The 19,822-nt window shown below is 38.7% G+C and carries 14 protein-coding genes and 1 pseudogene; all 15 read left to right on the plus strand.

Features of this window, described 5'->3' with window-relative positions:
- Window positions 1-78: 78 nt before the first annotated feature.
- The 15 genes and pseudogenes from gltB to gmd all read left to right on the plus strand — a co-directional run bounded on the left by gltB (window position 79) and on the right by gmd (window position 19,819).
- Complete coding sequence (gltB, locus tag D7V32_RS07780) at window positions 79-4,554, plus strand: glutamate synthase large subunit (RefSeq protein ID WP_120402372.1); 4,476 nt, start codon at window positions 79-81, stop codon at window positions 4,552-4,554.
- A 72-nt stretch (window positions 4,555-4,626) separates the two neighbouring features.
- Window positions 4,627-6,048, plus strand: a complete 1,422-nt coding sequence (locus D7V32_RS07785; protein WP_120402324.1) for an FAD-dependent oxidoreductase — start codon at window positions 4,627-4,629, stop codon at window positions 6,046-6,048.
- A 230-nt stretch (window positions 6,049-6,278) separates the two neighbouring features.
- Window positions 6,279-7,167: pseudogene (locus D7V32_RS07790) on the plus strand (metal-dependent hydrolase).
- Between the two features lie 128 nt (window positions 7,168-7,295).
- Window positions 7,296-7,886 (plus strand): LemA family protein, encoded by a 591-nt coding sequence (locus D7V32_RS07795; RefSeq protein ID WP_120402325.1) that lies wholly within the window; start codon window positions 7,296-7,298, stop codon window positions 7,884-7,886.
- Between the two features lie 25 nt (window positions 7,887-7,911).
- Complete coding sequence (locus D7V32_RS07800) at window positions 7,912-8,952, plus strand: TPM domain-containing protein (RefSeq protein ID WP_120402326.1); 1,041 nt, start codon at window positions 7,912-7,914, stop codon at window positions 8,950-8,952.
- Window positions 8,946-9,506 (plus strand): TPM domain-containing protein, encoded by a 561-nt coding sequence (locus D7V32_RS07805; protein WP_120402327.1) that lies wholly within the window; start codon window positions 8,946-8,948, stop codon window positions 9,504-9,506. The genes D7V32_RS07800 and D7V32_RS07805 overlap by 7 nt, the downstream gene beginning before the upstream one ends.
- Before the next feature lie 208 nt (window positions 9,507-9,714).
- Window positions 9,715-10,146, plus strand: a complete 432-nt coding sequence (locus D7V32_RS17550; RefSeq protein WP_407641539.1) for a pilin — start codon at window positions 9,715-9,717, stop codon at window positions 10,144-10,146.
- Between the two features lie 62 nt (window positions 10,147-10,208).
- Entirely contained in the window at window positions 10,209-12,158 is a 1,950-nt protein-coding gene (locus D7V32_RS07815; RefSeq protein ID WP_147394212.1) for a tetratricopeptide repeat protein, read from the plus strand.
- Complete coding sequence (locus D7V32_RS07820) at window positions 12,155-13,006, plus strand: glycosyltransferase family 2 protein (RefSeq protein WP_120402330.1); 852 nt, start codon at window positions 12,155-12,157, stop codon at window positions 13,004-13,006. Before D7V32_RS07815 ends, D7V32_RS07820 begins: the two co-directional genes overlap by 4 nt.
- A gap of 8 nt (window positions 13,007-13,014) precedes the next feature.
- Complete coding sequence (locus D7V32_RS07825) at window positions 13,015-14,724, plus strand: ABC transporter ATP-binding protein (protein ID WP_228200184.1); 1,710 nt, start codon at window positions 13,015-13,017, stop codon at window positions 14,722-14,724.
- A gap of 14 nt (window positions 14,725-14,738) precedes the next feature.
- Window positions 14,739-15,911: a glycosyltransferase gene (locus tag D7V32_RS07830; protein WP_120402331.1), complete on the plus strand. Its 1,173-nt coding sequence runs from the start codon at window positions 14,739-14,741 to the stop codon at window positions 15,909-15,911.
- Window positions 15,912-16,002: 91 nt separating this feature from the next.
- A complete protein-coding gene (locus D7V32_RS07835) occupies window positions 16,003-16,668 on the plus strand; it encodes a class I SAM-dependent methyltransferase (RefSeq protein WP_171407608.1) in 666 nt (221 codons plus the stop codon).
- Window positions 16,665-17,747, plus strand: a complete 1,083-nt coding sequence (locus tag D7V32_RS07840; protein WP_120402333.1) for a glycosyltransferase family 4 protein — start codon at window positions 16,665-16,667, stop codon at window positions 17,745-17,747. Before D7V32_RS07835 ends, D7V32_RS07840 begins: the two co-directional genes overlap by 4 nt.
- Window positions 17,744-18,691 carry a GDP-mannose 4,6-dehydratase gene (locus D7V32_RS07845; protein WP_120402334.1) on the plus strand — a complete coding sequence of 316 codons (948 nt, stop codon included), beginning with the start codon at window positions 17,744-17,746 and terminating at the stop codon, window positions 18,689-18,691. Before D7V32_RS07840 ends, D7V32_RS07845 begins: the two co-directional genes overlap by 4 nt.
- 3 nt (window positions 18,692-18,694) lie before the next feature.
- Window positions 18,695-19,819 carry a GDP-mannose 4,6-dehydratase gene (gmd, locus tag D7V32_RS07850; protein WP_213072545.1) on the plus strand — a complete coding sequence of 375 codons (1,125 nt, stop codon included), beginning with the start codon at window positions 18,695-18,697 and terminating at the stop codon, window positions 19,817-19,819.
- Window positions 19,820-19,822: the final 3 nt, after the last annotated feature.

Consider the following 19,822-nt stretch of genomic DNA (forward strand, 5'->3'; position numbering starts at 1 on the left):
AAGACTCAATCGCAAAGAATAAGTTTGATTTTGTTAGTGGCTCGAAAGAGCAGTATAAAAGAAGGGTACGCTATGCACATGCCATCGCCTAATACTGTAGCTCCCGCTCAAGGTTTATACCAACCGGATGAGTTTAAAGATAACTGCGGTTTCGGTTTAATTGCCCATATGCAGGGTAATGAAAGCCATGACCTCGTAAAAACTGCTATTCATAGCTTAAGCTGTATGACCCACCGCGGCGGTATTGCTGCGGATGGTAAAACAGGTGACGGCTGCGGTTTGCTTTTGGCTATGCCAAAACAATTTTTCCGTGAAGAAGCAAAGAAAATCAGCGACATTACATTAAGTGAAATTTTTGCTGTCGGTACGGTTTTTCTGAATTTAGATCCAGCACTAGCAGCGCACTCGAAACAAGTATTAACCAAAGAGATTGAATCCGAAGGCTGTAAAGTTTTGGGCTGGCGCGTGGTGCCAACCAATAATGATGCTTTGGGTTCAATCGCAATGCAGTCTTTGCCTGCATTTGAGCAGATTATTGTGAACTGCCCAATGGGCGTGTCTGAGGTGGAGTTCAACCGTAAATTGGTTATGGCGCGCCGCCGCGCGGAACAGCTGTTGACAGCAGACTCTTACTTCTATGTCACGACTTTATGCTCAACTGTGATCAGCTATAAAGGTTTGATGATGCCTGCTTATATTGCAGACTTCTATACAGACTTGGCTGATGAGCGCTTGCAGTCACATATTGTAGTCTTCCATCAGCGTTTTTCTACAAATACTTTGCCGCGCTGGCCTTTAGCGCAGCCATTCCGCTATTTAGCGCACAATGGTGAAATCAATACCATTACTGCCAACCGCAACTGGGCAGTAGCGCGTACGCCAAAATTTGAAAACCCATTATTGCCGGGTATTACTGAGCTGAACCCAATTGTGAACCGTACAGGTTCGGATTCATCCAGTATGGATAACATGCTTGAGCTCTTAGTAGGCGGCGGTATGGATTTATTCCGTGCGCTGCGTATGCTTGTGCCGCCTGCTTGGCAGAACGTTGAAACGCTAGATGCAGACTTACGCGCATTCTATGAATTTAACTCTAAGCATATGGAAGCGTGGGATGGCCCAGCCGGTTTGGTTATTCAAGATGGCCGTCATGCGATCTGTATGCTTGACCGTAACGGTTTGCGTCCAGCACGCTGGGTCATTACCAAAAATGGCTACATTACACTGGCATCTGAAATTGGTGTTTGGGGCTATGAGCCAGAAGATGTGATTTCTAAAGGCCGTGTAGGTCCGGGTCAAATCTTGGTGATTGATACGCATACAGGGAAAATGTTAGACACCAAAGACGTCAGCAACCATCTGAAACGCATGCGTCCGTACCGTCAATGGCTGCGTGAAAACTCAGTACGTATTCAAGGCAGCCCTGAACTTGAAGAATATTTATGTGATCAAGGCTTAAAAGGCGATGACCTGAAAGCCGCGCAGAAAATGTTCTTGGTGACATTTGAAGAGCGTGATCAGCTGCTTCGCCCAATCGCTGAAAGCGGTCAGGAAGCAGTCGGTTCTATGGGTGATGATACGCCTATGGCCGTGTTGTCGCGTCAAGTGCGTCATGTATCTGACTATTTCCGTCAGCAGTTCGCGCAGGTAACGAATCCGCCAATTGACCCATTGCGTGAATCGATTGTCATGTCATTGGAGACGTGTTTTGGCCGTGAGCAAAACGTATTCGAGCAAAGCCCTGAGCATGCAGACCGCTTAATCGTTTCAAGCCCTGTATTGTCAAATTCTAAAATGCATCAGATCCGCACGATTGGCCGTAAAGGTTATGAAATTGCAGATATTGATCTGAACTATGCGGCAGAAGAAGGCTTGGAAGCTGCAATTGCGCGTATTTGTGAGGAAGCTGCGGCTGCAATCCGTGCGGGCAAAACATTATTGGTACTGTCTGACCGTAAAATCCGTCAAGGCTATTTGCCGGCAAATGCTTTAATGGCAACAGGTGCGGTGCATCATTATTTAATGAATGCAGGTCTGCGTACTGATGCCAACATTATTGTTGAAACTGCGTTAGCGCGTGATGCGCATCAGTTTGCTGTGATCTTGGGCTTTGGCGCAACAGCGATTTATCCATATCTTGCATATGATGTGATTAATGATTTGATTGCGAAAGGCGAGCTACTAGGCGACCCAATTCACGCGCAAGCGAATTTCCGTAAAGGGATTGAGAAAGGCTTGCTTAAAGTGCTTTCTAAGATGGGTATCTCTACAGTTGCGTCTTACCGCGGCGGTCAATTATTTGAAGCGGTCGGTTTGTCTGATGAAGTGGTTGAAAAATGCTTCACTGGTGTTCCAAGCCGTATTAAAGGCGCGACATTTACGGATCTTGAAAACGATTTGAAAAAATTGGCAGATTTGGCGTGGAAAACACGTAAGCCAATTGATCAAGGCGGGATGCTGAAATTTGTATTTGATAAGGAATACCATGCATTTAACCCTGACGTGATTAATGCGCTGCATAAATCTGTGCGTTCTGGCAATTATGCAGACTTTAAAGAATATGCTGAGCTGGTAAATAACCGTCCAATTGCAACGATCCGTGATTTATTTAAGCTGAAAACGGATAACTCAATTGCATTGGATCAAGTGGAAGCTATAGAAGCGATTCTACCGCGCTTTGACTCAGCAGGCATGTCTTTGGGCGCATTGTCTCCTGAAGCGCATGAGGCGATTGCCATTGCAATGAATACAATCGGCGGCCGTTCAAACTCAGGTGAGGGCGGTGAAGATCCTGCGCGTTACGGCACTATCCGCAACTCGAAAATTAAACAAATTGCATCGGGCCGTTTTGGTGTTACTCCTGCCTATTTAACATCTGCAGAAGTGCTTCAAATTAAAGTAGCTCAAGGTGCAAAACCGGGTGAAGGCGGCCAGTTGCCAGGCGGTAAAGTGAACGGCTTAATTGCGCGCTTACGTTATTCTGTGCCGGGTGTAACACTGATTTCTCCGCCTCCGCATCACGACATCTATTCAATTGAAGATTTATCACAGTTAATTTTTGATTTGAAACAAGTGAATCCGCAGGCGATGGTGTCCGTTAAGCTGGTTTCTGAACCGGGTGTCGGTACGATTGCTGCGGGTGTGGCAAAAGCGTATGCAGACTTCATTACCATTTCTGGTTATGACGGCGGTACAGCGGCTTCTCCGCTTTCTTCTATTCACCATGCGGGCTCACCGTGGGAGCTGGGTCTTTCTGAGGCGCATCAGGCGCTGCGTGTGAATGACTTGCGCGGTAAAGTGCGCGTACAAACTGACGGCGGCTTAAAAACAGGCCTAGATGTTGTGAAAGCAGCCATTCTAGGCGCGGAAAGCTTTGGTTTTGGTTCTACACCGATGATTGCATTAGGCTGTAAATACCTGCGTATTTGCCACTTAAATAACTGTGCGACAGGTGTTGCGACTCAGCAGGATCATTTGCGTCAAGAGCACTACATCGGCGAGCCTGAAATGCTGATCAATTTCTTCCACTTTATTGCGGAAGAAACACGTGAATGGTTGGCGGCACTGGGTGTGGCAAGCTTAAAAGACTTGATTGGCCGTACAGATTTACTGGAAATGCTGCCAGGCGAAACAGATAAGCATGCGCATTTGGATTTAAGCAAATTGCTTGAATCGCATCCTGCTGCGGAAGGCAAAGCGCAATATTGCCAAGTTGAAGGCAATGCGCCATTTGACAAGGGTTTGCTTGCTGAACAAATGATTGCTGAGATGCTGCCTGCAATTGAAGCGGGTACAAGCGGTGAGTATAGCTTCAAGATCGGCAACTGTGACCGTTCAATCGGTGCACGTATTTCAGGTGAAATTGCGAAACGCTATGGCAACTTAAGCATGGAAGCGCATCCTGTGAAAATCCATCTTACAGGTACGGCAGGCCAGTCTTTAGGTGTATGGAACGCTGGCGGTTTGCATATCAGCCTTGAAGGCGATGCGAATGACTACGTGGGTAAAGGGATGGCAGGCGGCCGTATCTCTATTTTTCCGCCAAAAGGTTCGCCGTTCCAAACACAAAATACTGCAATTATTGGCAACACCTGTTTATATGGAGCAACTGGCGGCAAGCTGTTTGCTGCAGGTACTGCAGGTGAGCGTTTTGCCGTTCGTAACTCTGGCGCGTTTGCGGTTATTGAGGGTGCGGGCGACCATTGCTGTGAATATATGACTGGCGGTATTGTGACTGTATTGGGTAAAGTAGGTCATAACTTCGGTGCAGGTATGACAGGCGGTTTTGCTTATGTGCTTGATTTGGATAATGACTTCGTTGACCATTACAACCACGAGCTGATTGAGCTCAACCGTATTTCTACAGAGGCGATGGAAGAGCATCAAGAGTTCTTGCTTCGTATCTTGGATGAGCATATTAAAGAAACAGGCAGTGCTTGGGCGTATAAGATCCGCCATGAGTTTGATTTCTACAGCCGTAAATTCTGGCTGGTGAAACCGAAGGCTGCAAATTTGCAGACTTTGCTGAAAACAACTCAAGCTGATCCACAATAATTCCACGACTGCAGAAAGTAAGCCAGATGCAAGGCAACTGTGAATTCCTTGCATCTAGCCACGGAGAAAGACATGGCAGAACGCCTAAATAATGATTTCCAATTTCTGGATGTAGCACGCCAAGATCCAGAGAAAAAAGATATTGCTGTCCGTAAAACAGACTTTGTGGAAATTTATAAACCTTTTACTGCAGAAGTTGCAGCCAGCCAGACACATCGCTGCCTAGGCTGCGGTAACCCGTATTGTGAATGGAAATGTCCAGTTCATAACTATATTCCAAACTGGTTAAAACTGATTTCAGAAGGCCGTATTTTTCAAGCTGCGGAGCTTTGCCATCAAACCAATACTTTGCCGGAAGTATGCGGCCGTGTTTGTCCGCAAGACCGTTTGTGTGAAGGCGCGTGTACGCTGAATGACGGTTTTGGCGCAGTGACCATCGGCAATGCTGAAAAATATATCAATGACACAGCTTTTGCTTTGGGCTGGCGTCCAGATATGTCTTCGGTCAAGTGGACCGATAAAAAAGTTGCCATTATCGGTGCGGGCCCTGCTGGTTTAGGCTGTGCGGATATTCTGGTACGTAACGGTGTTAAGCCGGTGGTCTTTGATAAGCGCCCTGAAATTGGCGGTTTGCTGACTTTTGGTATTCCAGAATTTAAAATGGAAAAAGACGTGATGAAACGCCGCCGTGAAATTTTCACAGGCATGGGCGTAGAATTCCGTTTAAATATGGAAATTGGCAAAGATATTACCATTGATCAGCTTCTTGCAGATTATGATGCTGTATTCATGGGTATGGGGACATATACCTACATGAAAGGCGGTTTTGCTGGCGAGGATTTAGATGGCGTGGTAGATGCGCTTGATTTTCTTATTGCCAATGTGAACCGTACGCAGGGCTGGGAAAAAGATCCATCTGAATACATCAGTGTTGAAGGCAAGAAAGTGATTGTGCTTGGCGGCGGCGATACAGCAATGGATTGTAACCGGACCTCAATTCGTCAAGGCGCTGCTTCTGTGACATGTGCATACCGCCGTGACGAAGAGAATATGCCGGGTTCACGCCGTGAAGTGAAAAATGCCAAAGAAGAAGGTGTTGAATTCCAGTTTAACCGTCAGCCGATTGAGATTGTGGGGGAAAATGGCAAAGTAACTGGCGTAAAAGTGGTAACAACGCAGTTAGGAGAACCTGACAGCCGCGGCCGCCGCAGCCCAGAACCTGTACCAGGTTCGGAAGAGATCCTTCCTGCTGATGCGGTACTTCTTGCTTTTGGTTTCCGTACTTCGCCAGCAGATTGGTTTGCTGATGTAAATGTAGGTCTTGATGGCTCTGGCCGTGTAGTTGCAGCAGAGCAGCAGGAATATAAATTCCAGACATCAAATCCGAAAATTTTTGCGGGCGGTGATATGGTGCGCGGTTCTGATTTGGTCGTGACGGCTATCTGGGAAGGCCGTCAGGCTGCGGAAGGCATCTTGGATTATTTAGATGTTTAATTGACAGATGTTATAAAGCAAAACCCGCATGATTGCGGGTTTTGCTTTTTGACGTGTATGGGGGGTATCGGGAGCAGTGGCCTTAAATGATGTAAATGCGGTGTGTAGAGATAATTTGACGTATGAATAATCAGATAAAAATAAAAAATGAATGAATTTGCAAACGGACTAAGCACTTTTGCCATGTGTGAATCTATTTAAAATTAACATACTGAGGCTCAGTGTTTTTCTTGAGATATGCACATGACACATGCGGCGGCAGAAAAAAATATCAAAATCGTCCTAAAGCTATCGGCATTACGGTACGTAAACCGCAATTTAATCCGAAGGCGATCCGCCGGCATTATTTTGCAAACTCGCCAGTAATGTCACATTTACTGACAGCTTTGTCGTCCACTTTTCCGATTGGTGAACAATTTTTTGTGCATAGTGTGCGGGATAAGGTGACTGATGAGAAGCTGCAAGCCCAAATCGCAGCATTTATTGGGCAAGAGGCCATGCATTCCAAAGCGCATGCCGAGTTCAACGATGCTTGGCGTTCAGATACATATAATTTAGACCGTTTTCAGGCGTGGCTTGCGCGCAAGGATCACTACGTTAAAAATTTGCATCCTAAAATTCAGCTGGCGATTACCTGCGCCTTTGAACATTTTACAGCGCTGCTTGGCGGTTATATTTTGCGTCACCCAGAAGTGCTCAGTACCTTAGATGATGATGCGGTGAAGCTCTGGGTTTGGCATGCGATTGAAGAAATTGAACACCGTGCAGTCGCATTTGATGTTTATCAGCATGTATATGGCGATGACAAAATTCGCCTCATGATTATGCGCAGTGTGACAACGGGTTTTGCCAGTCTGACATTTTATTCAGCCAGTAAACTGTTTATGCAAGACCGTAAAAAAAAGTCTGCCCAAAATAGGAGGCAATCTTTTTGGGGCTTATTTACTGGCTAAAATGTTTATACAGCTGCTGCCTGAATATTTGTCTTACTACCAAAAAAACTTCCATCCATCTGAAATAGACTACAGTTCAATTGTGACGTATTGGAAGCAGCGTATGGCTGAGGAATACCAAGTAGAAAGTTTTCAGGATGAGATAAAACCAAGGCTGTATAGCTGATTTTATTTAAAAATGAAAAGCCCGCTCGCGGGCTTTTTTATTAAAGAAAAAAAACATTTAGTTTTAAAAATCAGGCTAGAATGAAATTATCTAAACAAATACAAATAAATACCAGAGGAACTTAGCCGATGAACTTGATAAAAAATAGCGCATTAGCGCTTGCGCTGGCGAGCACTTTAACTTTGACGGGATGCGGCTATAACACACTGCAAGTAAAAGATGAGGCAGTAACGGCATCATGGTCTGAAGTGCAGAACCAATATCAGCGCCGTGCCGATTTAGTGCCGAATTTAGTCAATGTTGTCAAAGGCTATGCTAAGCATGAAGAACAGGTATTGACTGAGGTCACGCAGGCGCGTGCGAATGTGGCAGGTTTAAAAGTAGATAAAGAAGTGCTGGAAGATCCTGCACTGTTCCAAAAGTATCAAGAAGCGCAGGCGCAAATGACCAGTGCTTTATCGCGTTTAATTGCTGTATCTGAAAACTATCCTGACTTAAAAGCCAATGAGCAGTTCCGTGATTTGCAGGTGCAGCTTGAAGGTACAGAAAACCGCATTGCGGTAGCGCGTAACCGCTATATCACAACGGTGCAAGACTTTAACAGCTATGCGCGCCAGTTTCCGCAAGTCATGACCGCAAAAGTGATCGGCATGGATACCAAGCCGAATTTCAGTGCTGAACAAGGTGCGCAAAATGCGCCTAAAGTTTCATTTGAGTAAAATGACTCATCTATAGGACATGCAGATGCTGAACACAAACCGCTTGCTGAGTATGCTGCTGATATTTTTCTGCTTGAGTTTTACTGCTTTGACTCAGGCTGAAACAGCGGCTGCAGTAGATGAGCCTGCAGATCTTGCTGCTGCAGGTCAAATTATTCAGCAGCAGAATCAGGGTGCGCAGGCTAAATCTGTTGAGCAGACTGCAGCAGTTCAGCCTCTGCAGGTTGAAAATGATTTGGAAGATGGGCAATCGATTCGAAATTTACCGACCTTAAATGAGCCTGTAGTCGATCAGGCAAATGTATTAACTCCAGCAGAAAAGCAGGCGATTAGCCAGCAGATCCTCAAATTGCATGCATCTGGGAAGGCGCAAGTTGGTGTGATTATTGTGCCAACAACGGGGCAGGAGGATATTTTCGGTTTTGCAATGCGTACCGCAGAGCAGTGGAAGTTGGGTTCTGCTAAACAGGATAACGGGCTGCTCATGGCGATTGCTGTGAATGATCGTAGAATTCAAATCTTGTCGGGCTATGGTTTGGAAGGTGTGTTGCCTGATATTGTTTTAAGCAGAATTATACGCAACAGCATTACGCCGTATTTTAAGCAAAATCAATTTGCTGCCGGTATTCAATCGGGTTTAAATGAAATTGAGCAAGTGCTGAATATGGACCCTGAGGTAGCTGCAAAAGCGGGGGCTGAGTTAAAAGAACGGCAAGAACAGGCTTTACATGAGCAGCAAGCCAAAGAAAAAACATTCAGTACGGCAATATTTATTTTAATTGCAGGTATTGTCGGTTCGTATATTGTTGGCAACCGTTTAAGCGCAGCTACGGCGGCTGTCGCAGGTACAGTCGCAGGGCTGGTCAATGGTGCAGGGCTTTTGACCAGTTTGCTGATTGGCGGCGGCATCTTCTTTTTACTGATTACTGCGCTGGCGCAAATGATCTTCCAAGCATTTCTTTCCGGCGGCGGAGGCCGCGGCGGCTCAGGAGGCGGTTTTGGCGGCGGAGGATATAGTGGCGGCGGTGGCGGCTTTGGCGGGGGAGGAGCATCAGGTTCATGGTAACAGCATCAGATACAACAAAAATTGTCACGCAGCCTAAGACACAAGAATGTAATCAGCCGAGTTTAAAGCGCTGGTTTAAGCATTTTTTATATATGCCGGCTACGAAGCGTTATTTTAATCAGCAGGATCGGTATGCCATTGCCCAAGCCGTTGAGCAGGCAGAACATGGTCATGTTGGGGAAATACAAGTTGTGATCGAAGGTCATATTCCAGCGCATCAAGCGTATAGGCAGAATACGCATGCCCGTGCACAGCAGTTATTTGCTGAGTTAGGGGTATGGGATACTGAATATAATAGCGGTGTGCTGCTGTATTTAAATTTATGTGAGCGTAAAGTTGAAATCGTGACCGACCGCGGCATTCATAAAGCAGCGGAACAGCAGGTTTGGAATGAGATTTGCGCCCAGCTGATTGTAAAAATGCAGCGGTCTGAGTATCGCTTGGCCGTGTGTAATGCGGTTGAATCGATAGGGCAAATTTTAGATTGCTTTTATGATGGTGTTATACAGGATGAAGTGAATGAAATTTCGAATGCGCCAATCATCTTGGGCTAGAAAATGAGGGGAAGTAAGTGACATAAATTGTCACTTTAATACATAAAAAGTGATTAAAGCGGCACAAAAAAATAAATATTTTTTTAAAGTGCTGTTTTTTTAAGTTTTTTTATTATAATCATTGTTGGCACGTTTAGTGCTAAATATAAATTAGCTTTAAAAGCCTTAATAATTAAATTAAACATTTGTGGAGAATGTTATGAAATCAATTCAAAAGGGTTTCACCCTTATCGAATTAATGATCGTTGTTGCAATTATCGGTATTCTTGCTGCGATTGCGATTCCTGCTTATCAAAACTATACGAAGCGTTCACACGTTTCCGAAGGTCTAAGTCTTGCTGGCGGTGCTAAAGCTGGTATTGCGGAATTCTATTCTTCAAATGGTACATTCCCAACAGGTAACACATCAGTTGGTTTAGCTCTAGAATCAAGTATTAAAGGTAATGCTGTACGTTCTGTAGCAATTAACAGAAGTTTAATTACAATTACATATGGTACAAAAGTTCAACCAGGCGGCCAATTGACGCTTAAAGGTACACCGACTGGTGGCGGCATTGAATGGAAATGCAGTACAACTCCTATCACAACTGCTGCCGATAGAGTTGATCAAAAATTCTTGCCTTCAAATTGCCGTGACTAATTTGATTGTTGAAAACACCCTATTCGTAGGGTGTTTTTTATGTGTAAGTGTTGGGGACGTTTTTGAATCAAATAACTAAAAAAACAAAACCTCTTTATGTTTTGTTTTTAATTTTAATTATCACATTTTTAGCTTATTCACCAGGATTGTCTGGGGATTATGTTTTTGATGATATTGCAAATATTGTAGAAAATTCGAAAATAGCAATTACGTCTTTAGATTATATGAGTCTTAAAGCAGCTTTTTGGTCAGGCGATGCGGGCCCACTTGGTAGACCAATTAGTATGCTTAGTTTCGCACTAAATCATTATTTTACAGGTTTTGCCCCTTATTTTTTTAAGTTGACTAATCTAATCATCCATTTGATGAATGGAGTTGTATTATATTTTATTTCATTGAAATTATTTGAAAATATTAGTTTTAACAGGGGGGCGAGCAAAAAAAGTCAATATCTAGCCTTGATAGTAAGTGCTATTTGGTTAATACATCCATTAAATTTAACTAGTGTGCTTTATGTTGTTCAAAGAATGACGAGTCTTTCGACATTTTTTGGTTTATTGGCATTGTTAATATACTGTAATTGGAGAAGTAAGCCTTTAAAGTTGTCTAACTCAATTGTTCCATTCGTTGGTATTTTTCTTGCATTATGCTGTTCAGTTTTTAGTAAAGAGTCTGGGCTGCTTTTTATTGGATTGATTTATTGGGTTGAGCTTTGTATCTTTAAAGCAAGTGATTTTGAAAGAAAACCAATAGTATTCTTTGGAATAAAACTTAGTTATATTCTATGGTTAGGTATTGTTTTTACTATTTTGGGTTTGGTTTATATATCGTTGCCTTTTGTCGGGAATCCTAGTTTAGGTAATCGAGATTTTAATACAATAGAGCGGCTGTATAGCGAATCTAGAGTGATTTTTTATTATTTAAAAATGATATTTTTTCCATTACTTTCTGATTTAAGTTTATACCATGATGATTTTGAAATCTCAAAAAATATAACTACACCAATAACTACATTGTATTCAATTGTGGGTATTTTTTTTATAAGTATTTTTAGTTTATTTTTATTTAAAAAACTTCCATTAGTTTTGTTTTCGTGGGGTTGGTTTGTTATTTCCCATCTAATGGAGTCAACTTTTATAAGTTTGGAATTAATGCATGAGCATCGAAATTACTTTGCAAGTATAGGTTTTATTATTGCAGGTGTTTATGGTTTGTCTGAATGTAAGTTTAATAGAGTAAGGTCTTTAATTTATATTGTTTGTGCTATCTATATTTTGAATTTGGCTTTTACAACGTGGCAGCGTGCGGTTATTTGGTCAAATTTAGTTGATCATGCTGCGTTTGAAGTGACAATGCACCCTAGTTCAGATCGAGCAAATTATCAAATGGCTCGAATTTATTTAAAACTTATGGAAAAAGAACCCGAAAGAAAAGTCTATTATGCCGATCAAGCTATAAAGTATTTAATTCAAGCGCATGAAAGTTATAGGCCTGCGAATGGCTCATGGTTTGCGCAACTGCATTTGGCATCTTATCTGGATAACCCTATTTCTGAAGGTATAATTCAACAATTAATATATAATTTAAAAAATCATCCTTTTTATAATAGTAATATTGGATTCTTAAGCGCTTTTACACAGTGTCAAATACAGCAAAATTGTAACGTTCCTCATGATCAAGCAATCTTAATTATTGTGGCTGGTTTAAGTAATCCAACTGCTAGTTCGGATGTAAAGGCTGAAATTTATAAATTATTAGCTCAATATTTTGTTTCTGTAGCTGCAGATTATACAAAAGGTGAAGAATTTATACTTGATGCGTTAAAAAATAAAAATGATGTGAGTGGAAATTTACTACTTGCTCAGATTTATAGAATGAAAGGAAATTATACGTTTGCTAGAAAGTACGTGCAAATTGCAAAAGAATTGGATGTAAGACAAAGCTGGTACAAAGAAATTTCTATTGAAAATAGAAATATTGAACATGCTGAATTGTTAGGAAATCAAAAGTGAAAATTAGTGTTGTACTTCCTGCTAAAAATGAGGCTGGGGCTATTGGGGATACAATATTGAGTATTATTAGGCTCAATAAGGTTGATGAGATTATTGTCGTTAATGATGGTTCAACGGATAAGACGGCAAATATAGCAGAGCAAGCTGGTGCTAAGGTTATTCATCATCCTTATTCTAAGGGGAATGGTGCAGCAATTAAGACTGGTGCTAGAAATGCAACGGGCGATATCATTATATTTATGGATGCAGATGGGCAACATGATGCTAATGATATTAAAGAATTAATAAAAAAAATTGAACAAGGATATGATCTCGTTGTTGGTGCTCGTCAAAAAGGTTCACAAGCAAGTATAGGTCGTGGAATAGCAAATAAGCTTTATAATCATTTAGCAACATATATGTCTGATCATCCTGTAGAAGACTTAACATCGGGCTTTCGAGCAGTACGGGCAGCAAAATTTAGAGAATTTATTTATCTTTTGCCGAATGGCTTTTCTTATCCAACCACCAGTACCATGGCATTCTTTAGAGCGGGATATTCTGTAAGTTATGTTCCAATACATGCAGCAAAAAGAATTGGGAAAAGCCATATTCATCCAGTAAAAGATAGCGTTCGATTTTTTATTATTATTTTTAAAATTGCGACTTTATACTCACCATTAAAGATGTTTTTACCTTTTGCTGTGTTGTTGTTTCTATTAGCAACTGGTTGGTATGGTTATACATTATATGAGTATCAAAGATTCACCAATATGAGTGCTTTACTTTATACAGGAAGTATTATGATTTTTCTGATGGGACTGATTTCAGAGCAAATTACAGCATTGATGTATAAGAAAGAAGATTGAGGCTTATTTTGGATAACTCAATTTTTAAAATATGGAAAATATTAACTCCTCTAGATAAAAAAAAATTAGGAGTGGTTTCAATTTTAGTTGTTTTTATGACAATTATTGAATCTATAGGTGTTGTTTCTATAATGCCATTTTTGGCTGTATTGGCTAATCCAGAAAATGTGCAACAAAATTTTGTATTAAAAAAATTATATACATTATTAGGTGTGAGTAATAATAATCAGTTTGTGATTTATTTGGGTGTTATTTCACTTGTTATAGTTGTGTTTTCAGCAATTTTGAAAATATTAACACAATATGCCTTGAATCGTTTTTCAAGTTTACAAAGGCATTATTTTTCTAGCCGTCTACTTAGGGTTTATTTAAAGCAAAATTATAGTTTTTTTATTCAAAGAAATAGCGCTGATTTAGCGAAAATTTTATTGAATGATGTGGATCAAGTAGTTTGGGGGGTCATTAAGCCTGTATTGTCGATACTGTCTTATGGCTTAATTATTGTTGCAATGATTATATTGCTTATTTTTTATGATCCAATGATGGCTTTAACGACTGCTGGGGTAATTGTTAGTTTTTATGCCTTGATGTTTTATGTCGTCAAAAATTTTATGAAAAGAATTAGTCAAGAATTTTCAATATCGAATAAGGAAAGATATCAAAGTTGTCAGGAAGTCTTTGGTGGCATAAAAGATGTGATGATTAATCATGCACATGATTATTATTATCAGCGATTTGATAGAAACTCTAGGGTTTATGCTAGGCATTATGCTTCACATGAATCTTTAGGGCAAATTCCTCTTCATATTATTGAAACTATTGGTTATGGCTGTTTAATAACCTTAGCAATATTTTTAGTTTTACAAGATTATAGTGTGGGAACAATATTACCTGTTATAGGTTTGTATGGCGTTGCCGCATATAGAATGCTGCCAGCAGCACAAAATATATATCGTGCTGTAACAACTTATAAATTCTCTCAACATATTTTAAATGGTGTGATTCATGAATTTGAATTGGACTCAAATAAAAATAATTCTTATAAAGATACAAAGCAAATAGGGTTTAGCTCTAGTTTGGAGTTGGTGGATGTATGTTTTGAGTACCCCAATTATCCAGATAAAAAAATTCTCAAAAATATTAGTCTAAAAATTGATAAGAACAGTAGTCTTGGAATTACAGGTAAAAGTGGATCGGGTAAAAGTACTTTGATGGATATTATGTTGGGTCTTTTACAGCCAACATCAGGTATTTTAAAAGTAGATGGTAAGGTTATAAATCAAGAAAATGTACGAAATTGGCAAAGCTTAGTGAGTTATGTACCTCAGTTTATTTATTTGGCAGACATGACTATTGCTGAAAATATTGCTTTTGGTGTTCCCAAAGATCAAATAGACTTTGAAATGGTAAATAATGCTGCAAAACTTGCTCAAATAGATGATTTTATTACTCAAAATTTGAAAGATGATTATAATACGGTGATAGGGGAGCGCGGTATTTTATTGTCTGGTGGCCAACGGCAACGACTTGGAATTGCTCGAGCACTATATAAACAACCGCAAGTAATTTTTATGGATGAAGCAACGAGTGCTTTAGATACTGAAACTGAAAAAGCTGTAAATGAAGCAATTCAAAGTCTAAATGGAAAAATGACAATGGTGATTATTGCACATCGTGAAAGTGCGGTGGCGAAGTGTGACTGTATTTTGAAGTTATAATTGATGGGCTAATTATGAAGTTTATTAAGTCTTTTTTTAAAATAGTAAGGAATTGGTATTTTAATAGAACTGTTAGCAATTACTATGGGACAAACTTTAAGAAAAATGTTTTAATTTCGTATATTACTCTCCCATTTTATAAAAACTATGTATCTCATACTAATAGTTTTGAAGCTCTAACAGCAGCAAAGATCTTTAATGAGTTAGGATATAATGTTGATATCCTATTTTATAAAAATAAAATTAATGATTTAAAGAAATATGATGTTATTTATGGTTTTGGTGATGTGTTCGAACAGGTTGTCAAAAAAAACTTAAACCCTACGCTGATTTACTATGGTACAGGAATGCATGTGTGTCATCAGAATATGAAAACACTTGAACGAATGCATGATGTGCATCAAAAAAAAGATGTATGGTTGCCAAAATCTATGAGATATGTACGTGAATCTTGGTCATACCAAACTACGATTGCTCATGCAATTATTGCTTTAGGTAATGAGGTTTGTGAAAAAAGCTATAGAAAACATACGGATATTAGTAAGATATATTCTTTACGTGCTCCTTATTTTCATACTATAAAAAATAATCTTATTTATGAAAGAAAGGAGAGTTCAAAAAATAAATTTTTATGGTTTGGTAGCTCTGGACTAATTCATAAAGGGTTAGATTTATGTCTAGAATATTTTAAGTTAAATAAAACAGTTGAATTGCATATTTGTGGGAATATTTTATCAGAACCAGATTTTGTGAAAGTATATTATGAAGAGCTATATAGGACAAAAAATATATTTACTTATGGTTTTATTGATATTAATTCCGAGAAATTCAAAGAAATTTTATTAACTTGTAGCTTTATTATTTTTCCTTCTTGTTCTGAAGGTGGCTCTCCATCTGTAGTGACTTGCGTTGGTAATGGTGGCTTAATACCTATAGTTACTAAGGAAACGAGCTTTAGCACAGGCTATGAAATTATAATTGATAATTATTCTTTGAAAGGTATAGAAGATGCGATTCATAGTGTTACAAGCTTAAACTTTGAAAAGATTAAGGCTTTGCAGGAATATAATCAGCAATTTGTTTTAAAAAATAACTCTCAAGATAAATATTTGAAAGATATGAGGATGATTATTAATAATATAATCGAACCAACTATGGATGGCTGTGCTAATGTATCAAATTTGTAGAGTCTGTCAACATGCACAAAGTAGATATATATTTCAAGGTCAGTTACTTAATCATGTAGTCAAATATTATGAGTGCCCTATTTGTGAATTTGTGCAAACAGAAAATCCATATTGGTTGGAAAAAGCATATGATTCAGCCATTAATGATGTTGATACTGGTATTATAAAAAGAAATCAGATGTGCTCAAAGAGGGCAACAAATTTATGTGCCCTTCTAAATATAAAAGATGAAACTATATTAGATTATGCTGGTGGTTATGGTATTTTTACTCGGTTAATGAGAGATGTCGGCTTCAATGTACTTTGGAAGGATAAATATTGTGATAATTTATTGGCTAAAGGTTTTGGTTATGATGGGCAGAATATCAAACTATTGACTGCTTTTGAAGTATTTGAACATCTGGAAAGCCCTATTCATACACTGGATGAAATGTTTAGTATTTCTTCAAATATTTTCTTTTCTACTTTGCTAATTCCAGAACCAACCCCCAAAATTGAAGATTGGTGGTATTATGGTCAAAGACATGGGCAACATATTGGTTTTTATAGGAAAAAAACTTTGGAGTATTTGGCGAAAAAATATAATAAAAATTTATACTCATATAACGCTGAAATACATTTATTTTCAGAGGTGAAAATCTCAAAGTTATTTTATATGATTTTCATGAAGTTCTATAAGTTATTCTATATTTATACTCAAAGGAGAGTTTCTTCAAGAATATGGAATGATTATATTGAGGTTGGAGAAAGAAAATGAATATAAAGTTTGATCCTGCAATTTTTTGCAGTCAAAGGTTTGGAGGTATTTCTAGGTATTTTTTTGAACTGTCGAATGAGATTAAAGCTTTAAATAAAAATGATGATATTAAGATAGTAGCTCCATTGTATACTAATGAATATATTAGGGAGTCTAAATTTACCAAAGGGTATTATTGGGGGGGGTATCCGAAATATACCAATCATTTGTATAAGTATTTAAATTACTTTATAGATGCTTTGGATGATAAAGTGTTTTCATATGACATTTGTCATATGACTTATTATAAGCCATATGTTAATAAATCAAAGTCTAAAAAAGTTATTACAGTTTATGACATGATTCATGAGATATTTCCTGATAACTTTAATGCAAATGATAGAACTAGAAAAAATAAATTAACTTCTATCAATGCTAGTGATCATATAATTTGTATTTCTGAAAGTACTAAGTTTGATTTGGTTAATATATTAAATATTCCTGAGGAGAAAATTTCTGTTATACACTTAGGGGTTGGTCTAGATGTTGGTGCGTTGGTGGAGAGAAAAGATGATTATATATTATATGTAGGTTCGCGTGGTGGATACAAGAATTTTAATAATTTTGTTAAAGCTTATTCCATGAATATCTCATTAAAAAATAAAATAAAATTATATGTTTTTGGCGGTGGATTATTTTCAAAAGAAGAGCTAAGTCTATTTAATAGTTTAGGTATTAATGAGAAATATATTATTCATGTGGGAAATGACGATCTTGTATTAGATGGTTTATATAAGAATGCTTTAGCTTTTGTATATCCATCTTTATATGAGGGGTTTGGGTTGCCTCCATTAGAAGCAATGATTAGGGGCTGTCCGGTAGTGGTTAGTAATACTAGTTCTATTCCAGAAGTAGTGGGGGATGCTGGTTTATATTTTAATCCTAATTCAGTAGACGATATGAGTGAGGCCTTATCTAAAATTATTTTTGATACAAATTTGAGAGAGTTACTTGTAGCTGAGGGTATCGAGCACGCAAAAAAATTTACTTGGAAAAATTGCGCTATACGGACTAGAGAAGTTTATGAGAGTTTACTTTGAATAAGACAGCATTGATTTTTGGGGTATCTGGTCAAGATGGTGCTTATCTTGCAAAATTTTTACTTGATCGGGGGTATTCTGTTTATGGTACTTCTCGGCAGACTTATATTGATAATTTTTATAAACTTAACATTAGCCACTTAGTTCATATATTTAATGTTAATCTCGAATCATATTTTGAAATTGAACAGCTTATTATTTCTATTAATCCTAATGAAATCTATTATTTAGCAAGCCAATCCTCAGTTGCTATGTCATTTAAATTGCCAGCAGAAACAATTAAGAGTTGTACTTTGGGATTGCTTAATATTCTTGAAACTTGTCGAAATCATCAGGTTAAGACAAAGATTTATAATGCAGGCTCAAGTGAGTGTTTCGGTGATAGTTTAGGAATACCAATTTGCGAAAAAACTATTTTTGCACCTAAAAGCCCATATGCTATTGGAAAATCCTCTAGCCATTGGCTAGTACAGACATATAGAGATGCATATTCAATGTTTGTATGCACTGGTTTTTTATTTAATCATGAGTCGAGATTGAGACCTGATACGTTCGTTACTAAGAAAATCATATCTACAGCTCAGCGGATTGTTGCAGGTTCAAAAGAAACTCTTATCTTGGGCCGTCTTGATATTTATAGAGATTGGGGTTTTGCTCCAGAATATGTGGAAGCTATGTGGAAAATTTTGCAGGCTCAAGAACCAGATGACTTTATTATTGCGACTGGTGTCAGTTATTCTTTGAAAGATTTTGTGATTAATGTTTTTGAAAATCTAAATTTAGATTGGGAAAAATATACCCGACAATCGGAAGAGTTTTTTAGACCTAATGAGTTGCTTGTTAGTCGGGCAGATCCATCTAAAGCAGAGCAAAAATTAAAATGGAGAGCTCAAAAAACAATGCCAGAGACAGTTAAATGTATGCTTTATGAATTGGATAAATAAGGGATGGAAATGAAAAAAGCGCTCATCACTGGAATAACTGGTCAAGATGGTTCATATTTGGCTGAGTTTTTATTAGAAAAGGGTTATGAAGTGCATGGCATAAAGAGACGCGCTTCAAACTTTAATACACAGCGAATAGATCATATTTACCAAGATCCGCATGTGGATCATCAACGCTTAGTACTTCACTACGGAGATTTGACTGATTCATCAAACTTAACGCGTATTATCAATGAAGTACAGCCAGATGAGATTTATAACTTGGCTGCACAATCTCACGTGGCGGTCAGTTTTGAATCTTCTGAATATACTGCGGACGTCGATGCATTAGGTACATTGCGCTTATTAGAGGCTATTCGTTTTTTGGGTTTAGAGAAAAAAACCAAATTTTATCAAGCCTCGACTTCTGAATTGTATGGTTTGGTACAAGAAACTCCGCAAAAAGAAACGACACCATTTTACCCGCGGTCACCATATGCAGTAGCTAAATTATATGCATATTGGATCACAGTGAACTATCGTGAAGCCTATGGCATGTTTGCCTGTAATGGAATTTTGTTTAATCACGAATCTCCGAGACGCGGAGAAACCTTTGTAACACGTAAAATCACCCGATCATTTGCCAATATGGCTGTAGGTCTAGAAGAATGTTTATATCTAGGGAATATGGACGCACTGCGAGATTGGGGGCATGCTAAAGACTATGTGCAAATGCAGTGGATGATGTTGCAACAGGATCAGCCACAAGATTACGTTATCGCCACTGGAGAACAGTATAGCGTTCGTCAGTTTGTAGAATGGTCAGCAAGCGAACTTGGCATTCAGCTGCGTTTTGAGGGGGAAGGCATTGAGGAGGTGGGTATTATTGAATCAATTCACTCAGAACAATGCCCTGCTTTAGAAATAGGGCAAATTATTGTAAGAGTTGATCCAAGATATTTTCGACCTGCAGAAGTTGAAACTCTACTGGGTGATGCAACAAAAGCAGAACAAGAATTAGGCTGGAAAGCTAAAATTAGTGTCAAAGAGTTATGTGCAGAAATGATTCAACATGATTTAAAAGCAGCGCAAAAAAATTCTTTATTAAAACAGCATGGTTTTACTATAGATGTTTCTTTGGAAAAATAAGTT

Source organism: Acinetobacter tianfuensis (genome assembly GCF_003611465.1).
GTDB lineage: Bacteria > Pseudomonadota > Gammaproteobacteria > Pseudomonadales > Moraxellaceae > Acinetobacter > Acinetobacter tianfuensis.

Coding starts and splice junctions, on each gene's coding strand:
- D7V32_RS07805 (WP_120402327.1), top strand. CDS start 8,946: ATGGTAACAGCATCAGATACAACAAAAATTGTCACGCAGCCTAAGACA.
- D7V32_RS07795 (WP_120402325.1), top strand. CDS start 7,296: ATGAACTTGATAAAAAATAGCGCATTAGCGCTTGCGCTGGCGAGCACT.
- D7V32_RS07830 (WP_120402331.1), top strand. CDS start 14,739: ATGAAGTTTATTAAGTCTTTTTTTAAAATAGTAAGGAATTGGTATTTT.
- gmd (WP_213072545.1), top strand. CDS start 18,695: ATGGAAATGAAAAAAGCGCTCATCACTGGAATAACTGGTCAAGATGGT.
- D7V32_RS07785 (WP_120402324.1), top strand. CDS start 4,627: ATGGCAGAACGCCTAAATAATGATTTCCAATTTCTGGATGTAGCACGC.
- gltB (WP_120402372.1), top strand. CDS start 79: ATGCCATCGCCTAATACTGTAGCTCCCGCTCAAGGTTTATACCAACCG.
- D7V32_RS07840 (WP_120402333.1), top strand. CDS start 16,665: ATGAATATAAAGTTTGATCCTGCAATTTTTTGCAGTCAAAGGTTTGGA.
- D7V32_RS07800 (WP_120402326.1), top strand. CDS start 7,912: ATGCTGAACACAAACCGCTTGCTGAGTATGCTGCTGATATTTTTCTGC.